Source organism: Thermococcus sp. 5-4, assembly GCF_002197185.1.
Taxonomy (GTDB): domain Archaea; phylum Methanobacteriota_B; class Thermococci; order Thermococcales; family Thermococcaceae; genus Thermococcus; species Thermococcus radiotolerans.
Genome location: NZ_CP021848.1, coordinates 897,344 through 913,546 on the forward strand (window position 1 = coordinate 897,344; position 16,203 = coordinate 913,546).

At 56.3% G+C, this 16,203-nt stretch carries 19 protein-coding genes; 14 read left to right on the forward strand and 5 right to left on the reverse strand.

Annotated elements, in window-relative coordinates; translation table 11 throughout:
* Nucleotides 1-31: 31 nt before the first annotated feature.
* Nucleotides 32-571, forward strand: a complete 540-nt coding sequence (locus CDI07_RS05010; RefSeq protein WP_088180562.1) for a GNAT family N-acetyltransferase — start codon at nucleotides 32-34, stop codon at nucleotides 569-571.
* Here the strand turns inward: CDI07_RS05010 and CDI07_RS05015 are convergent.
* The gene (locus CDI07_RS05015) at nucleotides 561-1,085 is read right to left on the reverse strand and encodes a ferritin family protein (protein WP_088180563.1); all 525 of its coding nucleotides are present in this window, start codon (nucleotides 1,083-1,085) and stop codon (nucleotides 561-563) included. The two genes, CDI07_RS05010 and CDI07_RS05015, sit on opposite strands and share 11 nt — an antisense overlap.
* A 363-nt stretch (nucleotides 1,086-1,448) precedes the next feature.
* Here CDI07_RS05015 and CDI07_RS05020 point away from each other — a divergent pair, with 363 nt between their 5' ends.
* From CDI07_RS05020 to CDI07_RS05075, 12 genes are all read left to right on the forward strand, one after another.
* Nucleotides 1,449-2,339, forward strand: a complete 891-nt coding sequence (locus CDI07_RS05020) for an ATP phosphoribosyltransferase regulatory subunit (protein WP_088180564.1) — start codon at nucleotides 1,449-1,451, stop codon at nucleotides 2,337-2,339.
* Entirely contained in the window at nucleotides 2,340-2,981 is a 642-nt protein-coding gene (gene hisG / locus CDI07_RS05025; RefSeq protein ID WP_088180565.1) for an ATP phosphoribosyltransferase, read from the forward strand.
* Nucleotides 2,971-4,104 (forward strand): histidinol dehydrogenase, encoded by a 1,134-nt coding sequence (gene hisD / locus CDI07_RS05030; protein ID WP_088180566.1) that lies wholly within the window; start codon nucleotides 2,971-2,973, stop codon nucleotides 4,102-4,104. The genes hisG and hisD overlap by 11 nt, the downstream gene beginning before the upstream one ends.
* The gene (gene hisB / locus CDI07_RS05035) at nucleotides 4,101-4,637 is read left to right on the forward strand and encodes an imidazoleglycerol-phosphate dehydratase HisB (RefSeq protein WP_088180567.1); all 537 of its coding nucleotides are present in this window, start codon (nucleotides 4,101-4,103) and stop codon (nucleotides 4,635-4,637) included. Before hisD ends, hisB begins: the two co-directional genes overlap by 4 nt.
* Entirely contained in the window at nucleotides 4,637-5,227 is a 591-nt protein-coding gene (gene hisH, locus CDI07_RS05040) for an imidazole glycerol phosphate synthase subunit HisH (protein ID WP_394335167.1), read from the forward strand. Before hisB ends, hisH begins: the two co-directional genes overlap by 1 nt.
* Before the next feature lies 1 nt (nucleotide 5,228).
* Nucleotides 5,229-5,927 (forward strand): 1-(5-phosphoribosyl)-5-((5-phosphoribosylamino)methylideneamino)imidazole-4-carboxamide isomerase, encoded by a 699-nt coding sequence (gene hisA / locus CDI07_RS05045; RefSeq protein WP_088180569.1) that lies wholly within the window; start codon nucleotides 5,229-5,231, stop codon nucleotides 5,925-5,927.
* Nucleotides 5,909-6,667: an imidazole glycerol phosphate synthase subunit HisF gene (gene hisF / locus CDI07_RS05050; protein ID WP_088180570.1), complete on the forward strand. Its 759-nt coding sequence runs from the start codon at nucleotides 5,909-5,911 to the stop codon at nucleotides 6,665-6,667. The genes hisA and hisF overlap by 19 nt, the downstream gene beginning before the upstream one ends.
* A gap of 9 nt (nucleotides 6,668-6,676) precedes the next feature.
* On the forward strand, nucleotides 6,677-7,300 hold the full coding sequence (gene hisIE / locus CDI07_RS05055) for a bifunctional phosphoribosyl-AMP cyclohydrolase/phosphoribosyl-ATP diphosphatase HisIE (protein ID WP_088180571.1): 624 nt from the start codon (nucleotides 6,677-6,679) through the stop codon (nucleotides 7,298-7,300).
* Nucleotides 7,297-8,313: a histidinol-phosphate transaminase gene (gene hisC, locus CDI07_RS05060; protein ID WP_088180572.1), complete on the forward strand. Its 1,017-nt coding sequence runs from the start codon at nucleotides 7,297-7,299 to the stop codon at nucleotides 8,311-8,313. Before hisIE ends, hisC begins: the two co-directional genes overlap by 4 nt.
* Nucleotides 8,304-9,035 carry an HAD family hydrolase gene (locus tag CDI07_RS05065; protein WP_088180573.1) on the forward strand — a complete coding sequence of 244 codons (732 nt, stop codon included), beginning with the start codon at nucleotides 8,304-8,306 and terminating at the stop codon, nucleotides 9,033-9,035. The genes hisC and CDI07_RS05065 overlap by 10 nt, the downstream gene beginning before the upstream one ends.
* Before the next feature lie 24 nt (nucleotides 9,036-9,059).
* Nucleotides 9,060-10,055, forward strand: a complete 996-nt coding sequence (locus tag CDI07_RS05070; RefSeq protein ID WP_088180574.1) for a TIGR01177 family methyltransferase — start codon at nucleotides 9,060-9,062, stop codon at nucleotides 10,053-10,055.
* Nucleotides 10,056-10,133: 78 nt separating this feature from the next.
* A complete protein-coding gene (locus CDI07_RS05075; protein WP_226996618.1) occupies nucleotides 10,134-10,805 on the forward strand; it encodes a DUF257 family protein in 672 nt (223 codons plus the stop codon).
* 3 nt (nucleotides 10,806-10,808) lie between these two features.
* Here the strand turns inward: CDI07_RS05075 and CDI07_RS05080 are convergent, their stop codons facing one another.
* The 4 genes from CDI07_RS05080 to CDI07_RS05095 form a co-directional block, all read right to left on the reverse strand.
* Nucleotides 10,809-11,450, reverse strand: a complete 642-nt coding sequence (locus CDI07_RS05080) for an alanyl-tRNA editing protein (RefSeq protein WP_088180576.1) — start codon at nucleotides 11,448-11,450, stop codon at nucleotides 10,809-10,811.
* A 62-nt stretch (nucleotides 11,451-11,512) separates the two neighbouring features.
* Nucleotides 11,513-12,982, reverse strand: coding sequence for a hypothetical protein (locus CDI07_RS05085; protein ID WP_088180577.1), 1,470 nt, complete (start codon nucleotides 12,980-12,982; stop codon nucleotides 11,513-11,515).
* Between the two features lie 124 nt (nucleotides 12,983-13,106).
* Nucleotides 13,107-14,393: a dicarboxylate/amino acid:cation symporter gene (locus CDI07_RS05090; protein ID WP_088180578.1), complete on the reverse strand. Its 1,287-nt coding sequence runs from the start codon at nucleotides 14,391-14,393 to the stop codon at nucleotides 13,107-13,109.
* Nucleotides 14,394-14,493: 100 nt separating this feature from the next.
* Entirely contained in the window at nucleotides 14,494-15,216 is a 723-nt protein-coding gene (locus CDI07_RS05095) for a biotin--[acetyl-CoA-carboxylase] ligase (protein ID WP_226996619.1), read from the reverse strand.
* A gap of 96 nt (nucleotides 15,217-15,312) precedes the next feature.
* On the opposite strand from CDI07_RS05095, the gene fba reads away from it, so the two are divergent.
* Nucleotides 15,313-16,158, forward strand: a complete 846-nt coding sequence (fba, locus tag CDI07_RS05100) for a class I fructose-bisphosphate aldolase (RefSeq protein WP_088180579.1) — start codon at nucleotides 15,313-15,315, stop codon at nucleotides 16,156-16,158.
* The last annotated feature ends 45 nt before the right edge of the window (nucleotides 16,159-16,203 follow it).

Sequence of the window (16,203 nt, forward strand, 5' to 3'; positions counted from 1 at the left end):
TTCGGGCCCTAATAACCTTTGGTGGACAGAGATGAGTATTGAAAGGGTCGGGGAGCCGCTCTCACTGAAGGATGAGCTGGTTCGCTTCGTTTTCAGGGTTTACCAGGGCACGAACGGAGCGTATCCCGCGCTGGAGTGGGTGGAGAACAAGCCGAGCACGGATGACTTCGATGGATTCAGAGAGGTCTATGAGCCGTTCCTCGAGTTCCGCCTGGGGAAGGAGTTCGACGAGCTCTACGTCCTGCGCGATAGTGACGGGAGAATAATCGGCACCGTGGCGCTGGTTTACAACCTTGAAGGCAAGGACGTCTGGTGGGTGCCGGATGAAATCAACGACGAGGAGACGGGACTCATCGAGTTCTTCATGGTCGACCCCTCGTACAAGGGCAGAGGCTACGGCTCCCGGCTGCTGGAGTTTGCGATTGAGAGGCTTCGTGAACTCGGCAAGGTGCCCTACGTGATAACCTTCCCCAAGCTTGAGGCTTATTCATATTATATGAGAAAGGGCTTCGTCAAGGTGATGGACTATAAGGAGTTCGTGGTCCTGAAATGGAAAGAGGTCAGAAGTTGAAGTTTATGTCCTTCATCAGCTGGTCGTAGAACTCCTCTTTGTATATGTCGGGATAGCGGGTTATGTATTCGTACTGCTTGCGGAGGATGTTGTAGTGGTTCCTTTCCATGTCGGCGAGCATCTCTAGGATCAGCCTCGTAGTGTCGGTCGCCGCGTAGCCGGCGAGCTCCTTGTAAAGCTTCTCGCTGACGAGCTCTGCCTGCATGGATACCTCGTAGATCTCGTCTATGTTGACGTCTGGCTTCTTGATAACCTCTCCCATCTTCTCGGCGATGACCTTGAACTCGCCCATGAAGTCTATGTCTATCGTCTTCGCCTCCGTTCTTTCGCCCTCGAACTTCTCGGCCATCTTCGATATTATCTCGCGGTGCTTGTCCTCCTCGCCGGCCAGGAAGATGAGTTCGTCGCGTATGATGTCACTCTTGACGAGCGAGGCCAGCTTCTCATAGGCCTCCTTGGCCCTAATCTCTGCGTTTATGGCAATCTCAAAAACTTCCTTGTCAGTTATCTCCATAAAGAATCACCCGATAGAACATCGGTGGAAGGGGATATTAACGTTGCGGAAGGTCAACGTTATCATTTCGGCATATATCAGCCATATCCAGTCATGTTGCTTGAACATACGTCAACTAAAAGGCAATTATAATGAATTTAGACAGAAAATCTTCGAATAACGTTTTAAACGTTCAACCAGAAGCGGGCATCGGTGGAGGTGGCAAGAATGAGCGCAGAGAATCCGAAAGAAATTCGAAAGATTGTCCTGTCGAGCACCGATGTAGTGCCCCTTCCGGTGGGTTACTGTCATCATCGTCTGTTCTGATGCCTTTGTTGAGACCCCGGTGAGGGCTGTTTTGAGAGCGAATCTGGAGGGGTTAGCATGAGGAAGGGATTGCTAGTGGAGTCAGAGAAGCTGTCAGAGGTTGGCAGGTACCTGCGGAGAACCTTCGAACTGTGGGGCTACCGCGAGATTTTCCTGCCCGCCATTGAGGAATACAGCGAGAATCTGAGGAAGGGTACAAGATTCGCCTACAACAACGGATTCTACGTTATAAAACCCGACATAACGTCTCAGATACTGGAGAACATCAAGGAGCCCCCCGGGAGGCTCAAGCTCTACTACATCAGCGAGGTTCTTGACGGGGGCGTCAGGGGGCAGTGGCAGGCAGGGGTGGAATACATCGGTGGGGACGTTACTAAGATGGCCGCCGAGGTCATCCTAACCGCCGTAACCGCTCTCGAAGCCCTTGGGATAGATGAGTTCTACGTAGACGTCGGAAGTCTGAGGGTCTGGGAGGAGGCCACTGAAGAAATAGCAGAGTTCAGAGGGGAGGTCTACAGGGCACTCGTGAGGAGGAATTTTGAGATAATCGAGCGCCTCCCGATAAGCGGGGAGAAGAAGGAGGAGCTCTGGGAGCTCTTCAACTTCTGGGGGAAGGAGAGCGGCTACCGGAAGCTGGACAGAATAGTCGAGGCCGTCAACGACGAGAGGTTGTTCATTGACTTCGGCACCGTCAGGCCGCTGCCCTACTACCGCGACGTACTCTTCGAGGTTTACTCGCCGGAACTCGGGAAGCCCCTCGGCGGTGGCGGGGAGTACACGTTCAAGGGGAAAGCGGCCTTCGGCTTTGCCTTCGATATGGGGGCACTCTCGAAGCTCTTCAAGAAAAAAGGAGACAGGAACCGGAAGAAGCTGAGCGGGAAACCGGGGGAGGTCTTTGCTGAGGCCAAGAGGCTCGTGAGGATGGGCATCCCTGTGGAGGTGGAGTGAATGAAGCGTTCCAACGGCTCTCCAGTAAGGTTCGTTCTCCCCAAGGGGCGGCTTCTCCAGGGTTCTCTGGAAGTCCTGAAAAAGGCTGGAATCGAGCTGAGGGTTCCGGCCGAGCGGAGGCTCATCGAGAGTGTGGGTAACTACGAGGTCCTTCTGGCGAGGGCGTTCGACGTTCCGGTTTACGTCGAGTACGGAATCGACGTCGGAATCTCCGGGAGCGATGTGGTTGAGGAGCGCGGGAGCGACGTTCTCATACCCCTTGAGCTTCCATTCGGAAAGTGCCGGCTGAGCCTGGCCATGCCCGCTGAGGACACTGTCGAGCCCGAGGATATGGACGGCTACAGGATAGCGACCAAGTACCCGAGGATAACGAGGCGCTTCTTTGAGGGGCTTGACGTTGAGGTGGAAATCCTGAAGCTCCACGGGAGCATCGAGCTGGCGCCGAAGATAGGGATAGCCGACGCGATAGTGGATATCGTAGAGACCGGGAACACACTCCGCGCCAACGGTCTGGTCGAGGTGGAGAAGGTGATGGACGTCTCTGCCCTGCTCCTCGTGAACAGGATAGCCCAGAAAACGAAGTTCGAGGAGATAAACGGTCTCGTCTTTGCGATAAAGGAGGTGATTAGGGATGGGTTTTGACCTTGAGGGCTACGTTGCCGGAATGCTGAGGGACATCAGGGAGAGGGGAATCGAGGCCGTCAGGGAGTATTCCCTCAAGTTCGATGGGTATGATGGTCCTTTTCGTGTAACTGATGAGGAGTTCAACGAGGCGCTGGAAGCGATTCCCGAGAGAGACCGCGAGATAATCCTCCGCACTATCGAGCGCCTGTGGGAGTACCACGAGAGGCAGATGGAGAAGGAGAGGCTGTTCCTCAAAAAAGGCTCCCTATACGGGCTGATATACCGCCCGATAAGGAGGATAGGAATCTACGTCCCCGGCGGGAAGCCTCTGCCATCAACGCTGATGATGGTGGCGGTGCCGGCGAAGATAGCGGGAGTTAAGGAGATAGCAGTAGCGATTCCGCCGAAAGACGGTAAGGTGAACCCCTACGTGCTCTACGTGGCCAAGCTACTCGGCATCGATGAGGTCTACAAGCTGGGCGGCGTTCAGGCCATAGGGGCGATGGCGTACGGCGTCGGCATGAAGAAGGTGGACAAGATATTCGGCCCCGGAAACAAGTTCGTCAATGAGGCCAAAAGGCAGGTCTTCGGCGTCGTTGGGATAGACAGCCTCGCCGGGCCGTCGGAGATAGCGGTGATAGCGGACGAGACGGCGGAGAAGGAATACGTCTTAGCGGACCTCCTCAGCCAGCTTGAGCATGGGGAGGACAGCAGGGCATGGCTTTTGACCACTTCAAAGGAACTTGCCGAATACTGCTCGCGCGAGGGAATAGAGGCCATACTATGCGAAAGTCTTGAGGACTGCGCCGAGAAGGCCAACGAGATCGCGCCGGAGCACCTCGAGATAATCACCGCCCGGCCGATGGAGCTCGTTGACCTGATCGAGAACGCCGGTGCAATCTATCTCGGCCCGTACACGCCCGTTCCGGCAGCAGATTACTTCCTCGGCGTCAACCACGTCCTGCCGACGGGGGGAGCGGCGAGATTCAGCGGTGTTCTGACGGTTAGGGACTTCCTCAAGCCGATAAGCATCGCCCAGGTGAGCAGGGAGGAGTTCCTCGCCGAGAGGGAGCTTGGACTGAGGCTGGCCGAGATAGAGGGGATGGCCTTCCACAGGAGGAGCATGGAGGTGAGGAAATGAACAGGAAAACGAGGGAGACGGACGTAACCGTGGAGCTCGACGCGGCCGGAGGGATATCGACTGGCGACAAAGTCCTCGACCACCTCCTCACGGCCCTCTTTTTCTACATGGGCCGGGAGGCGAAGGTTAGGGCCAGCTACGACCTCAGACACCACCTGTGGGAGGACGTCGGGATAACCCTCGGCGAGGAGCTGCGCTCCAAGCTCCCGGAGAAGTTCGCCCGCTTCGGGAACGCGGTGATGCCGATGGACGATGCGCTCGTGCTGGTGGTGGTTGATATTTCAGGAAGGCCCTACGCGAGCGTTGAGCTCTCCTTTGAGGAGGGTGAAGAAAGCTTCGAGAAGGCCTTAGTGAGGGAGTTCCTCTGGGGGCTGGCGCGTTCGCTGAAGGCAACGATCCACGTGAAAACGCTGAGCGGGGCTAACGCGCACCACGTTATTGAGGCGGTCTTCAAGGGGCTCGGCGTGGCCCTCGGCAAGGCCATCGGGGAGAGCGAGAAGCTGGAGAGCACGAAGGGCCTGCTGGAGGTGTGATGGTGATAGCGATAGTCGACCTCGGAATAGGAAACCTCGCCAACGTGAGGAAAGCTTTGGGAGGAGTCGTCACGAGCGACCCCTACGAGATTGAAAAAGCAGAGAAGCTCGTCCTTCCCGGCGTCGGCAACTTCGGGGCGGTCATGGAGAGGCTCGAACCGCTGAGGGGGATCATACTCGACGCGATAAACGACGGAAAGCCCTTCCTCGGGATATGCCTCGGTCTTCAGCTCCTCTTTGATGGAAGCGAGGAGAGCCCCGGAAAGCCCGGCCTTGGGGTTTTCAGGGGAGAGGTGGTCAGGTTCCAGGGCGTCAGAACCCCGCACATCGGCTGGAACCAGCTTTGGAAGAGGGGAGACTGCAAACTCTTCGAGGGAATCAAGGATGGGGCGTACTTCTACTTCGTCCACTCCTACTACGCAGTTCCGGAAGAGGATGTTGTCGCTGGCGTTACCGACTACGAATCAAAGGGGTGGAAGATAGTCTTCACATCAGCGGTCTGCAGGGAGAACGTCTACGCTGTGCAGTTCCACCCTGAGAAGAGCGGGAGGAACGGGCTGGCCGTTATGAGAAACTTCAGGGGGCTCTGAAATGGAGGTTTATCCTGCCATTGACCTCATGGGCGGGAAGGCTGTAAGGCTCTACAAGGGCAGGAGGGACAGCGTTAAGGTCTACGGCGATCCGGTGAAGATAGCGGAGCGTTTTGCAGAGCTGGTTGACAAAATCCACATCGTTGACCTCGACGGTGCCTTCGAGGGTTTCCCAAGGAACCTCGGCGTGGTCGCGAGGATCATCGAGGAGACCGGCCTCAGGATCCAGCTTGGGGGCGGCTTCAGAACCTACGGGGCCGTTGCGAGGGCCTACGAAATCGGTGTGGAAAACGTGATAATCGGAACCAAGGCCTTTGACTTGGAGTTTCTTGAAAAGGTTACCTCCGAGTTCGAGGGCATAACAGCGAGCCTCGACGCGAAGGATGGGAGGGTGGCCCTGAGAGGCTGGCTTGAGAGCGGGATGGAAGTCAAAGAGGCCTACAAATTGCTGAGGAACTACGTGGACAGGTTCGTTTACACATCCGTTGAGAGGGACGGCACGCTTACGGGTATAGATGAGATAGAGCACTTCTGGGGAAGCGAGGAGTTCATCTACGCGGGGGGAGTTTCGAGTGCTGCCGACCTTAGAAAGCTCTCGAAAGCGGGCTTTTCTGGGGCCATAGTCGGGAAGGCCCTGTATGAAGGCCACGTGGCCCTTGAGGAACTGCTGGAGGTGGCGAAATGCTTGCCAAAAGGATAATAGCGGCGCTGGACATCAAAGCGGGCCGCGTCGTCAAGGGGATTAGGTTCAGGAACATTCGCGATGCGGGCGACCCGATCGAGCTCGCCAAGAGGTACGAGCTGGAGGGGATAGACGAGATAGTCTTCCTCGACATAACGGCATCCTATGAAAAGCGGGGGATCCTGCTGGAGCTCGTCGAGAGAATAGCCGGGGAGATATACGTCCCCTTCACGGTCGGGGGAGGGGTGAGGACCGTTGAGGAGGCGAGAGAGATAATCAAGCGCGGTGCCGACAAGGTTTTCATCAACACCGCCGCCGTTGAGAGGCCGGAGCTGGTGAGGGAGATAGCTGAGCTCGTGGGAACGGCCAACCTCGTCGTGGCGATAGACGCCAAGTGGAACGGCTCCTTCTGGGAGGTCTACACCCACGGGGGAAGGAAGGCGAGGGGGATTGATGCCGTTGAGTGGGCGAAAAGGGTGGAAGAACTCGGCGCCGGCGAGATACTGCTCACGAGCATGGACACCGATGGAACGAAGGAGGGTTTCGACATACCTTTGACGAGGACCATTGCGGAGGCTGTGGATATACCGGTCATAGCCTCGGGGGGAGCGGGGGAGCCGGAACACTTCTACGAGGCCTTCAAAGCCGGAGCGGAGGCAGCGCTGGCGGCTTCAATCTTCCACTATGGCGAATACACCGTCGGCGAGCTGAAGGGATTCCTGGCCGAGAGAGGAATCCCCGTCAGGCTGGACTACTGAGGTGATAGCATGGAGGAACTCATCGAGAAGGTTGACTGGGAAAAGAACGGCGGAATCGTTCCCGTTATCGTCCAGGACACGAAGGGTGAGGTGCTGACGCTCGCCTACATTGACAGGGAAGCCCTGAAGCGGACCCTCCAAACCGGCTACGCCCACTACTACTCCCGCTCCGGGAGAAGGGTGAGGATGAAGGGAGAGGTGAGCGGGAACGTTCAGAGGGTGAGGGAGGTTAGGATAGACTGCGACAGCGACGCGCTGCTCTTCATCGTCGAGCAGAAGGGCCCAGCCTGCCACACGGGGAACTACTCCTGTTTCTACAGGAAGCTGGGCGAGCCGGAGAGGGTTCTGCCGATGGACTACTCGCTGACCATCCTTCGGGAGCTTGAGGAGCTGATAAGGACGAGGAAGAAGAAGCCCGTCGAGGGCTCGTACACCTCAAGGCTGTTCCGTGAAGGCCGGGAAAGGATATACAAGAAGTTTGGCGAGGAAGCAATAGAAGTTCTCGTTGCTGAAACTAGAGAGGGTTTAATCTACGAAACGGCCGACATGCTCTACCACCTGCTCGTTTTGTTGGTTTACAATGACGTTACCCTCGGCGAAGTTATGGCCGAGCTGAGGAGGCGGAGGGGATGATTAGGGAGTTTGTGAAGTCGTTCCAGCCGTATAAAGTTGTGGAGGGGAACTATCGGATATGGCTCGATAAGAACGAGAATCCCTACGATCTGCCCGGGTGGGTGAAGGAGGAAATCTTTGAGGAGCTCAAGGACCTGAGCTTCAACCGCTATCCGCACATAACTTCGATGCCGGTCAGGGAGGCCATAGCCGACTTCTACGGCCTGTCCCCGGAGAACGTTGCCGTTGGAAACGGAGGGGACGAGCTGATAAGCTACCTGGTCTGGCTCTTCGAGGGGGAGCAGGTAGTCACGACGCCACCTTCCTTTGGCATGTACAACTTCTACGCGAAGCTGAACGGAATTCCAGTGGTTGAAGTGCCCCTCCTGGAGGATTTCACGATAGACGGCGACGCCATAGCGGAGAGGTCCAAAAACGCGAGGGTGATTTTCATAGCCTCGCCAAACAACCCGACCGGCAACCTTCAGCCAGAGGCGGAAATAATCAAAGTCCTGGAAACCGGAAGACCCGTCGTTCTCGACGAGGCCTACGCCGAATTCGCGGGGAAGAGCCTCTGGAGGCTCATAGAGGATTACCCCAACCTCATCGTGCTGAGGACTTTTTCCAAGGCGTTCAGCCTGGCAGGTGTCAGAACGGGCTACCTCCTGGCGAATGAGGAGATCGTGGATGCTCTCTACCGGGTGAAGTCACCGTTCAGCGTTGGAGTCATGACGATGGCGGCGGTGAAGGTCGTGCTCAGGCATCACGAGCTTGTGGAGAGGCGCGTGGCGAAGATAATCGAGGAGAGGGAACGGATAAGGAAGGCCTTCCGGGAGTTCACCTATCCGAGCGACGCGAACTTCCTCCTGATGCGGCTGAACGCCTACGAGTTCCTATTGGAGAAGGGCATAGTCGTAAGAAAGCTATCGGGAAGGCTCGATGGTCACATCAGGGTGACCGTGGGGAGGAAGTGGGAGAACAGGGAGCTGATAGAGGCCCTCAGAGAATTCTTGGAGGTAAAGGGATGTGGATAGTATTCGACGTTGACGGCGTGCTCATAGACGTGCGGGAGAGCTACGACACCGCCACGAAGCTCACCGCGGAGTACTTCCTCAGGCTCTTTGGAATCGAGAGGGAGATAAAGCCCGAGTGGGTCAGGGAGCTCAGGAGAAAGGGCTCCTTCGGCGATGATTTCAAGGTCAGCGAGGCGCTGATACTCTTCGCCCTCGCAGGAAACGTTGACGGCCTCATCGAGGAGTTTCCGGAGGGGGAAACCATAGAGTGGGTTCGCGAGAAGTTTGGCTTTCAGGTCTACGGGGGGAGCATAGAGAAGGTCTTCAACACGTTCTACCTGGGAAGGGAGTATCCGGAGAGGCTCTTTGACTTCCCGGGGCTGTGGAAAAGGGAGACGCCCATCGTCAGGAGAAAACTGCTGGAGGAAGCGTCCGAGCGCTTCAAGATTGGGGTCGTTACCGGGAGGAGCGTCCTCGAGATGGAGCTCGCGGAGAGGATAATCGGGTTCAAATTCGAAAACGCCGTCACGAGGGAGGCCTACCTCAAGCCGGACCCCAGGGCGTTATGGGAGCTCGTAAGGGGCGAACCTGGAATCTATGTCGGCGATACAATCAACGACGGCATTTTCATCGAGAATTACCGGAGGAGATACGGAAAGGAGTTCAACTTCGTCATGGTGGGGCGAGACGTGGGGGACGTTAACGAGTTCCTGGTGGAACTGCTGACCGGGGAACAAACTTAAAAACCTCCCCGAAAAGCTCCAACCATGCTCTACCTCGAGATACTTGGAAACCTGCCTGAGATGGCGAGGGATGAGGCAAAGGCCATGCTGGAGCTGGCCGGTGGAAGGATAGCCGGCCAGGATTACCTCTTCCTCAAGATAGACGCCGATGAGGGGGCGTTCCCATACTTAAACCGCCTCGGCCTAGCCCACGAGTACGGGATGCTGCTAGTGGAGGCGAACTCCATAGAGGAGCTCCTCCAGAAGGCCAAAGATGTGGACTGGCCGATTAAAGGGACCTTTAAGGTCGACACCGAGACCATGGCCAACTGCAGACACGATGTTCTCGACCTCCCCAGGAAGCTCGGCGCGGTTATTCACGCCAAGGGTTTCAGGGTGAACCTCTCGAAGCCGGACACGCTCGTCCGGGTTTACTGCGGCGAGAAGCTCTACGCCGGGATACGACTCAGATTCTTCGACCCCAAGGACTTCGAGAGCAGAAAAGCCCACCACAGGCCGTTTTTCAGGCCGATTTCTCTCCACCCGAGGGTTTCACGCGCGCTCGTGAACCTTACGAAGGCCACCCGGGAAATCCTGGACCCCATGATGGGCGCCGGCGGAATCCTCATGGAGGCGGGCCTTCTCGGCCTGAAGGTCTACGGGGTGGACATACGGCCGGAGATGGTTGAGGGGGCCGAGATGAACCTCAGGCACTACGGGATAAGGGACTACGAGCTCAAGCTCGGCGATGCGACAAAGCTGGAGGAGCTGTTTCCGGGGAAGAAGTTCGAGGCCGTGGCCACAGACCCGCCCTACGGAACCTCAGCGACGCTCGCGGGAAGAAAGAGGGACGAGCTGTACGAGAAGGTGCTGGAGAGCATCTACGGGGTTCTTAATGATGGCGGCAGGCTGACGATAGCCTTTCCGGCGAGCTTTGATGGGGAGGCGGAGGCTGAAAGGGTAGGCTTCAAACTGGTAGGAAAGTACTACCAGCGCGTGCACAAGAGCCTGGAGAGGTACTTCTACGTGTTTGAGAAGTAGAGAAAGAACAGAGCAATCCCCCAGCTGGCAACTCAACAAAACCTTTTTACATTGAACCATCCTTCTTTTAAAACGGGGATGGCCATGACGAGCGCTGGTGATGAGCCGCTGGTTGAATACTTCAGGAGTATAAAGCCGGGAGAGGACGTTCTAATCGAATACACCTCAGGGGAACCTGTTCATATACTCTTCCACCTATTCCTGGGATGCCTGCGGGAGAACGGGGTTCCCGTTATAATAGTGGACGAACTGGACCAGCTCCACGTCTTCAGGACGCAACTCAAGCTGGCCGGTGTTGACACCGAACTCATAGACACCGCCAACGTCATAAAAATAGGTGGACTGCTCAAGACCGGAAAAGTCCTCGGCAGGGTTGACCTCAGCAAGGAGTTCCCGATAAGGAAGAAGCACTACGAGGAAGCCCTGAGGAAGGTGAACGCGGACTACACCATCAGGATCGTGCTCGGCTTCGACAAGGTTCTGGCGATGCACGAAGAGGACCGAAGAGACCTGGAGTCCCTGTTCGGCTACATGATCAGGCCGTACCTTGGCGACGAGGGAAGGACGACGGTCTACTTCATCAACACGGAGCTTTTCAGCGAGAGAACCCTCAAAGAGTTCAGGGAGCACGCCAGCAGGGTCTTCAGCGTCAGGTTCGAGGAGAACGCCATCGTCATTAGAGTCATAAAATCCCCGAACGTTGCCGAGTACGGAAAAGAAATGGAGACCAAGATAGAAGACTGCGTTTGATCCTCAGTCCTCCAGCCAAATCTCAAGCCTCTGCTTTCCTTTTCCGAGGCTGGAGCGCTTGAACTTCTTCAGGTGGCCTATCTCCTTTATGTCCCTCACATGGGTTCCGCCGCATGGAATTACCTCGAAGTTCCTTATCTGGGTGTATCTGGTTTCCCCTTCCCACCATATCTTCATCTCGCCGCCTTCGTCGACGAGCCTGTTGAAGAGCTCGACTATTTGCTCCTTCCACTGGTTCACGTTCTCAGGGTAGGTTATGTCGTAGCGGCCCTTCTGGACGCTCATGCCGCTGCCGTAGAGCTCCCACTCGCCGGGGAGAACCTCGTTCAGCACGTGCTCCAGGAGGTGCATCGCGCTGTGGATCCTCATGAGCTTGTAGCGGTAATCCCAGTCGAGTTTAAGCTCGACCTCATCGCCGGGCTTGAACTTCTCTGGCTCGGCTACCACGTGCCAGACGTTTCCTTCCTCGTCCTTGTAGACGTCCAGAACCTCAACGCCGTTTATCCAGCCTTTGTCGTGGGGCTGGCCCCCACCGGTAGGGTAGAATACCGTCTGGTCGAGGAGAAGGGCGTTCTCCTTGACTTCAAGAACCCTAGCCTTCGCCTCCCTAAGGTATGCATCCTCGTAGTAGAGCTTGCGCGTCACCTTTACCACCTCAGAAGTGTTGGGCTTTGACATTTAAATGAATATCGAAAAAGAGGAAAGACTCAGCGCCTCTTCCAGAAGAACACAGCGAAGGCTATGAGGAGAACCGCGATTACCACAGCCGCCATCTGCTGGGTTCCGGTCAGACCCCCGCTCTTCTCGCCCGGAATCGTGTACCTTATCGTCGCCGTCGTGTGGTTGGAGAGCATCTTGGTGACGTCCTCTGCCGTGGCACCGTAGCGGAGGAAGACGTGGGAGGTTATCTTCAGGCTGTTGCCCTCCTTCACGACGGTCATTACCAGCCGGTTGCCGTTGAGCTCCTCGCTTATGTTGTTCGGCACCTCGAGGAACTTCCCACCGTCGGGGAGGTTTATCGTGAGGTAGAGCGTGTGGTTAACCTCGTACTCCAGCCTGTCGGTGAGCCCGTTGCTGAGACCGAGCGTCGGGTCGAACTGATAGACGTAGGAGCCGTTCTCGAAGGTCGTGAAGTTTCTGAGCATGTACTCGGCGTCTATTATCAGCGGCGAGTCGGTCTCGTTGAGACCGAGTATCTTGACCTTGCCGTCGTCAACGATGGCGCCCCTGTAGCCGAGCGCTATCGAGTAGGTTCTGAGGATGTACTCCGTAACGTTCTCGACGCCGTAGGAGATTATCTCGGCCTTTCTGGCCTCGACCTCCGACTTGGGCTCCACGTACTCGTCCCTCATGTGGAGCCTGACGCTCCCGTTGTTGTATATGTCCAGGGTGACGTACTCGTTCATGACGCTGCTCTGGTAGTGCTCTTCACCCTTGTAGGGCGCCTTGTAGCGGATGTAGTAGTCCTTGTAGCTGCCGAAGAGCGCGTTGTAGCCATCAGGGGGCAGGAAGGGCTCGAGGTAAATGTACGACTTCACTATCACGGTGTCACCCTCGACCTGCGAGGTTACGAAGAACTTGCTCGTGTTGTACTGCTGGGCGAAGGCCTTCGGGTACGCAATCAGGGTTGCGTTCTCGGGGAGCTTTATGATGAAAGTGTTGTTTATGTCGACCGCGAACGGGAGGCCCGTGTCGGGGACGTTTATCGTCGCGTAGCCCCGGGTCGGGTCGAGGTGAACCTCCCAGTAGTCGCCATAGGAGTAGTACTTGGAGAAGTTGAGGGCTATGGCGTTGAAGACGAGGGTTATGTTGTTGCCCTCCTCGATGCCGTAGGATTTTATGCTCTCGTTGGTGAGGTTCATGCCGGACTGGCTCAGGCTCTGGATGTAACGCTGGAGCTGCTCCTCCTCGAACTTCGCTATGGCCTCCTCGAGGGTCATGTTGCCGTTCTGGGTCTCGTTGAGAATCTGCTCTATCTGCTTCTGAATCTCGTCCTTCGGTTCAAGCCAGACGGTCTTCATGGTTATGTTGGCGTTCCCGTTGGGCATAACCACTATTGTAAAAACGAAGTTCTGCTTGTACGTTTTCGGTTGAAAATCCTCCGCAAGGCCCAGGCTCGGGCCGATGAGAGGTGTCAGGAGAATCGCGGCGAAAAGCACCGCAAGCAATCTCTTCATTACACACTACCTCCATTCCATCTGTACTGGTAACTAGCGCCGCATCGGAGTATTTAACTTTATCCCAGAAGTAGGGAAAGAAAAACCTGGCAAAAGGCAAGAAAAGAGCAGAAAGAATCAAAAATTACTGCTCCCACTTGGAGAAGTCTATCTCTCCCTCCGTCTTGGCCACTATGGTCGTTCCCGTCAGATCGCCGGTGACGTTGACCATCGTCCTACCCATGTCGAGGATGGCGTCAATGCCCAGTATCATGGCGTATGCCAGGGCAACCGGGCTTCCCGCGGTGAGGTCGAGGCCAACGCTCTGGAGGACCATGGCTAGCATTATCGCTCCGGCTCCAGGAACACCGGCGGTTCCAATCGAGGCCAGAACGGCGGTTAGAACAACGATGAGCTGCTGGCTCGGCGTTAGCGGATGGCCGATGGCGTTGGCAACGAAGAGGACCGTGACACCCTGGTAGAGTGCCGTTCCATCCATGTTTATCGTTGCCCCCAGCGGAAGGGTGAAGGAGAATATTCCCCTGTCAATGCCCATTGCCTCCTCGGCGACGCGCATCGTAACCGGCAGGGTTCCGCTGGAACTCCTCGTAACGAATGCCGTGAGCATGGCGTCCTTGGCCTTCTTGAGGAACTTGACCGGGTCGATGCCGAATATCTTGAGCAGGACGAAGTACACCAGCAGTATCTGCACCGCGAGGCCGATGTAAACCGCGACAACGACCTTGGCGAGCGGACCGACGACCTTGAGTCCCTGGGAGGCCATGACGTAGGCTATGAGGGCGAAGACACCTATCGGCGCGTACTGCATGACACCGGCGACTATGATGTACATTGCCTCGGCCAGGCCATCAAAGGCCCTGAGGAGCGTCGTTCCCGCATTCTTGAGCCTCTCGTCCTCCTTGTTTATGAGGTACGTCAGGGCTATGCCCAGGATTATGGCGAAGAATATCACCGGCAGAACGTCACCGTTGGACAGGGAGGCGAAGGGGTTCGTGGGCACTATGTTGAGGAGGGTCTTTACGAGGGAGGGCGGCTGCGCCTCGATTGCCTTTCCTTCGCCGGTTCCCAGGCTTATGCCCGTTCCGACCCTGAAGAGGTTGCCCATCAGCAGGCCGAAGAACACTGCGAAGGCTGACGTGAGGAGGTAATAGACCACTATCTTCACACCGACCCTTCCGAGCCTTGCTGGACTGATACTGGCGGCACCGACGACAAGCGATGCCAGAACTATCGGCATCACTAACATCTTCAACAGGCGGACAAAGAGGTCACCCAGTGGCTTGATGTAGGTCTTGACGAACTCTGCGTAGCCTAGATAGCCCATTATCAAACCAAAAACTGCACCGAGAATTAAACCCCACAGTATCTTCCACAGAACAGGGTAGTCCAGATACTTCCTCAGGAGCCCCATTTGGAGCACCTCCTCCGGATTTCGAACGACAGCAGTATAAGGCTACAGGCTGTAAGTATATTAACTTTCCGGGCAAATATGTGTCAAAACGTCAGAAAAATCAGGGAATTCTTAACGAAACATCTCCGTATAAAATTCTCCTTAACTGTCCGTCAATGTCGAGCAGGAGAGATCCATCATCTAAAACGTCCACTGCACGACCTATTAGGACATTATCATCCTCAACAATCCTCACGGTTCTCCCGAGGATGAAGGTCCTCTCGCGAACTTTGGCCATCATTATATCCGGACATTCCTTGAAAATTCTGTACCAGGCGTTTAGATGGAACAGCAGCCTCTCAAGAACCCTATCCAGGGGCAACGGGGTTCCGATCAGTTCCATCATGGAAATCGCATCCCTCCGAAGCTCCGGGGGAATGGGGTTGTTAACGTTCAGCCCGATTCCCAGAACCGTGTACTCGCCCGCCTTCCCCTCCGTCAGAATGCCGGCTATTTTCTTGCCCGCAACCCAGACGTCGTTCGGCCACTTTATCCCCGGGGCGAGGCCAAAATCAGAGAGCGTATCCGCGACGGCCAAGGCTCCGACGAAGACAAGTCTGGGGTCCACCTTCTGGGGCTTCAGAATGACGCTCATCCAGAGGCCGCCCTCCGGGGAAGCCCAGAAGCGGCCCTTTCTACCTTTCCCAGCAGTTTGCCTCTTCGCGATGACGACCGTGCCCTCCGGAACCTCCGGGGCTATCCCCTTCGCGTACTCGTTCGTGGAATCCGTCTCATCAAGCTTGATGACTTTGGTGCCTATCGTGGCTTCCATGCCCTCATCCATCGAACCACCACCAAAAACTCGACCTCAGCCTTAAACACCTTTCCGTCAAGGAAAACCTTAAATCCTCCAAATCATATATCACTCCCGGTGATTAGTATGGACGCATACCAGAACGTTGGCATTAAGAGGCGCCTCGGAAGGTTTTTCCGAAGGGACGGACGGGCGCTCATCTTCGCCATGGATCACGGCTTCGAACACGGGCCGACGGACTTTGAGGAGTACTGGGAGCACGTCAACCCTAGGATAATCATGAGGAAAGTTATGAGGGCCGGAATTGACGGCGTTATGATGCTCCCCGGTCTAGCGAGAATAGCCGGGAACGACGTGAAGCCCGACAGGGGTTTGATGATAAAGCTCACCAGCAAGACGAACCTCCGCCCGAAGGACGACCAGCTCCTCCAGAGCCAGCTCGGCTACGTCGAGGACGCAATAAAGCTCGGCGCCGATGCCATAGCCGCGACCGTCTACTGGGGCAGCCCGCAGGAAGACGTTATGATGCGCCAGTTCGCTGAAATAGCGAGCTACGCCCACGACCTTGGCTTCCCGGTTGTACAGTTCGCCTACCCGCGCGGGCCGTACATAAACGAGAAGTACGGGAAAAAGGAGGACTACCGCGTCGTCATGTACGGTGCCAGGGCCGCGGTCGAGAGCGGCGCGGACATGATAAAGACCTACTGGACCGGCTCGAGGGAGACCTTCGCCAAGGTCGTTGATGCCGCCGCCGGCGTTCCGGTTCTCCTGAGCGGCGGGGCAAAGGCCGAAAACCCTGTTGACTTCCTGGAGGTGGTCTACGATGTCGTTGAGGCTGGCGGAGCCGGAGCCGTCGTGGGGAGGAACATCTTCCAGCGCGAGAACCCGGAGCCCCTCATAAAGGCCCTCATAAGGGTCATACACCGCAATGAGGAGCCGGAGGAGGCGGCAAAGGCGGAGGGGCTTCTCTGACCCTGCGTTTTTCTCCCTTTACCCCTTCCATAGACGATTGTCGAA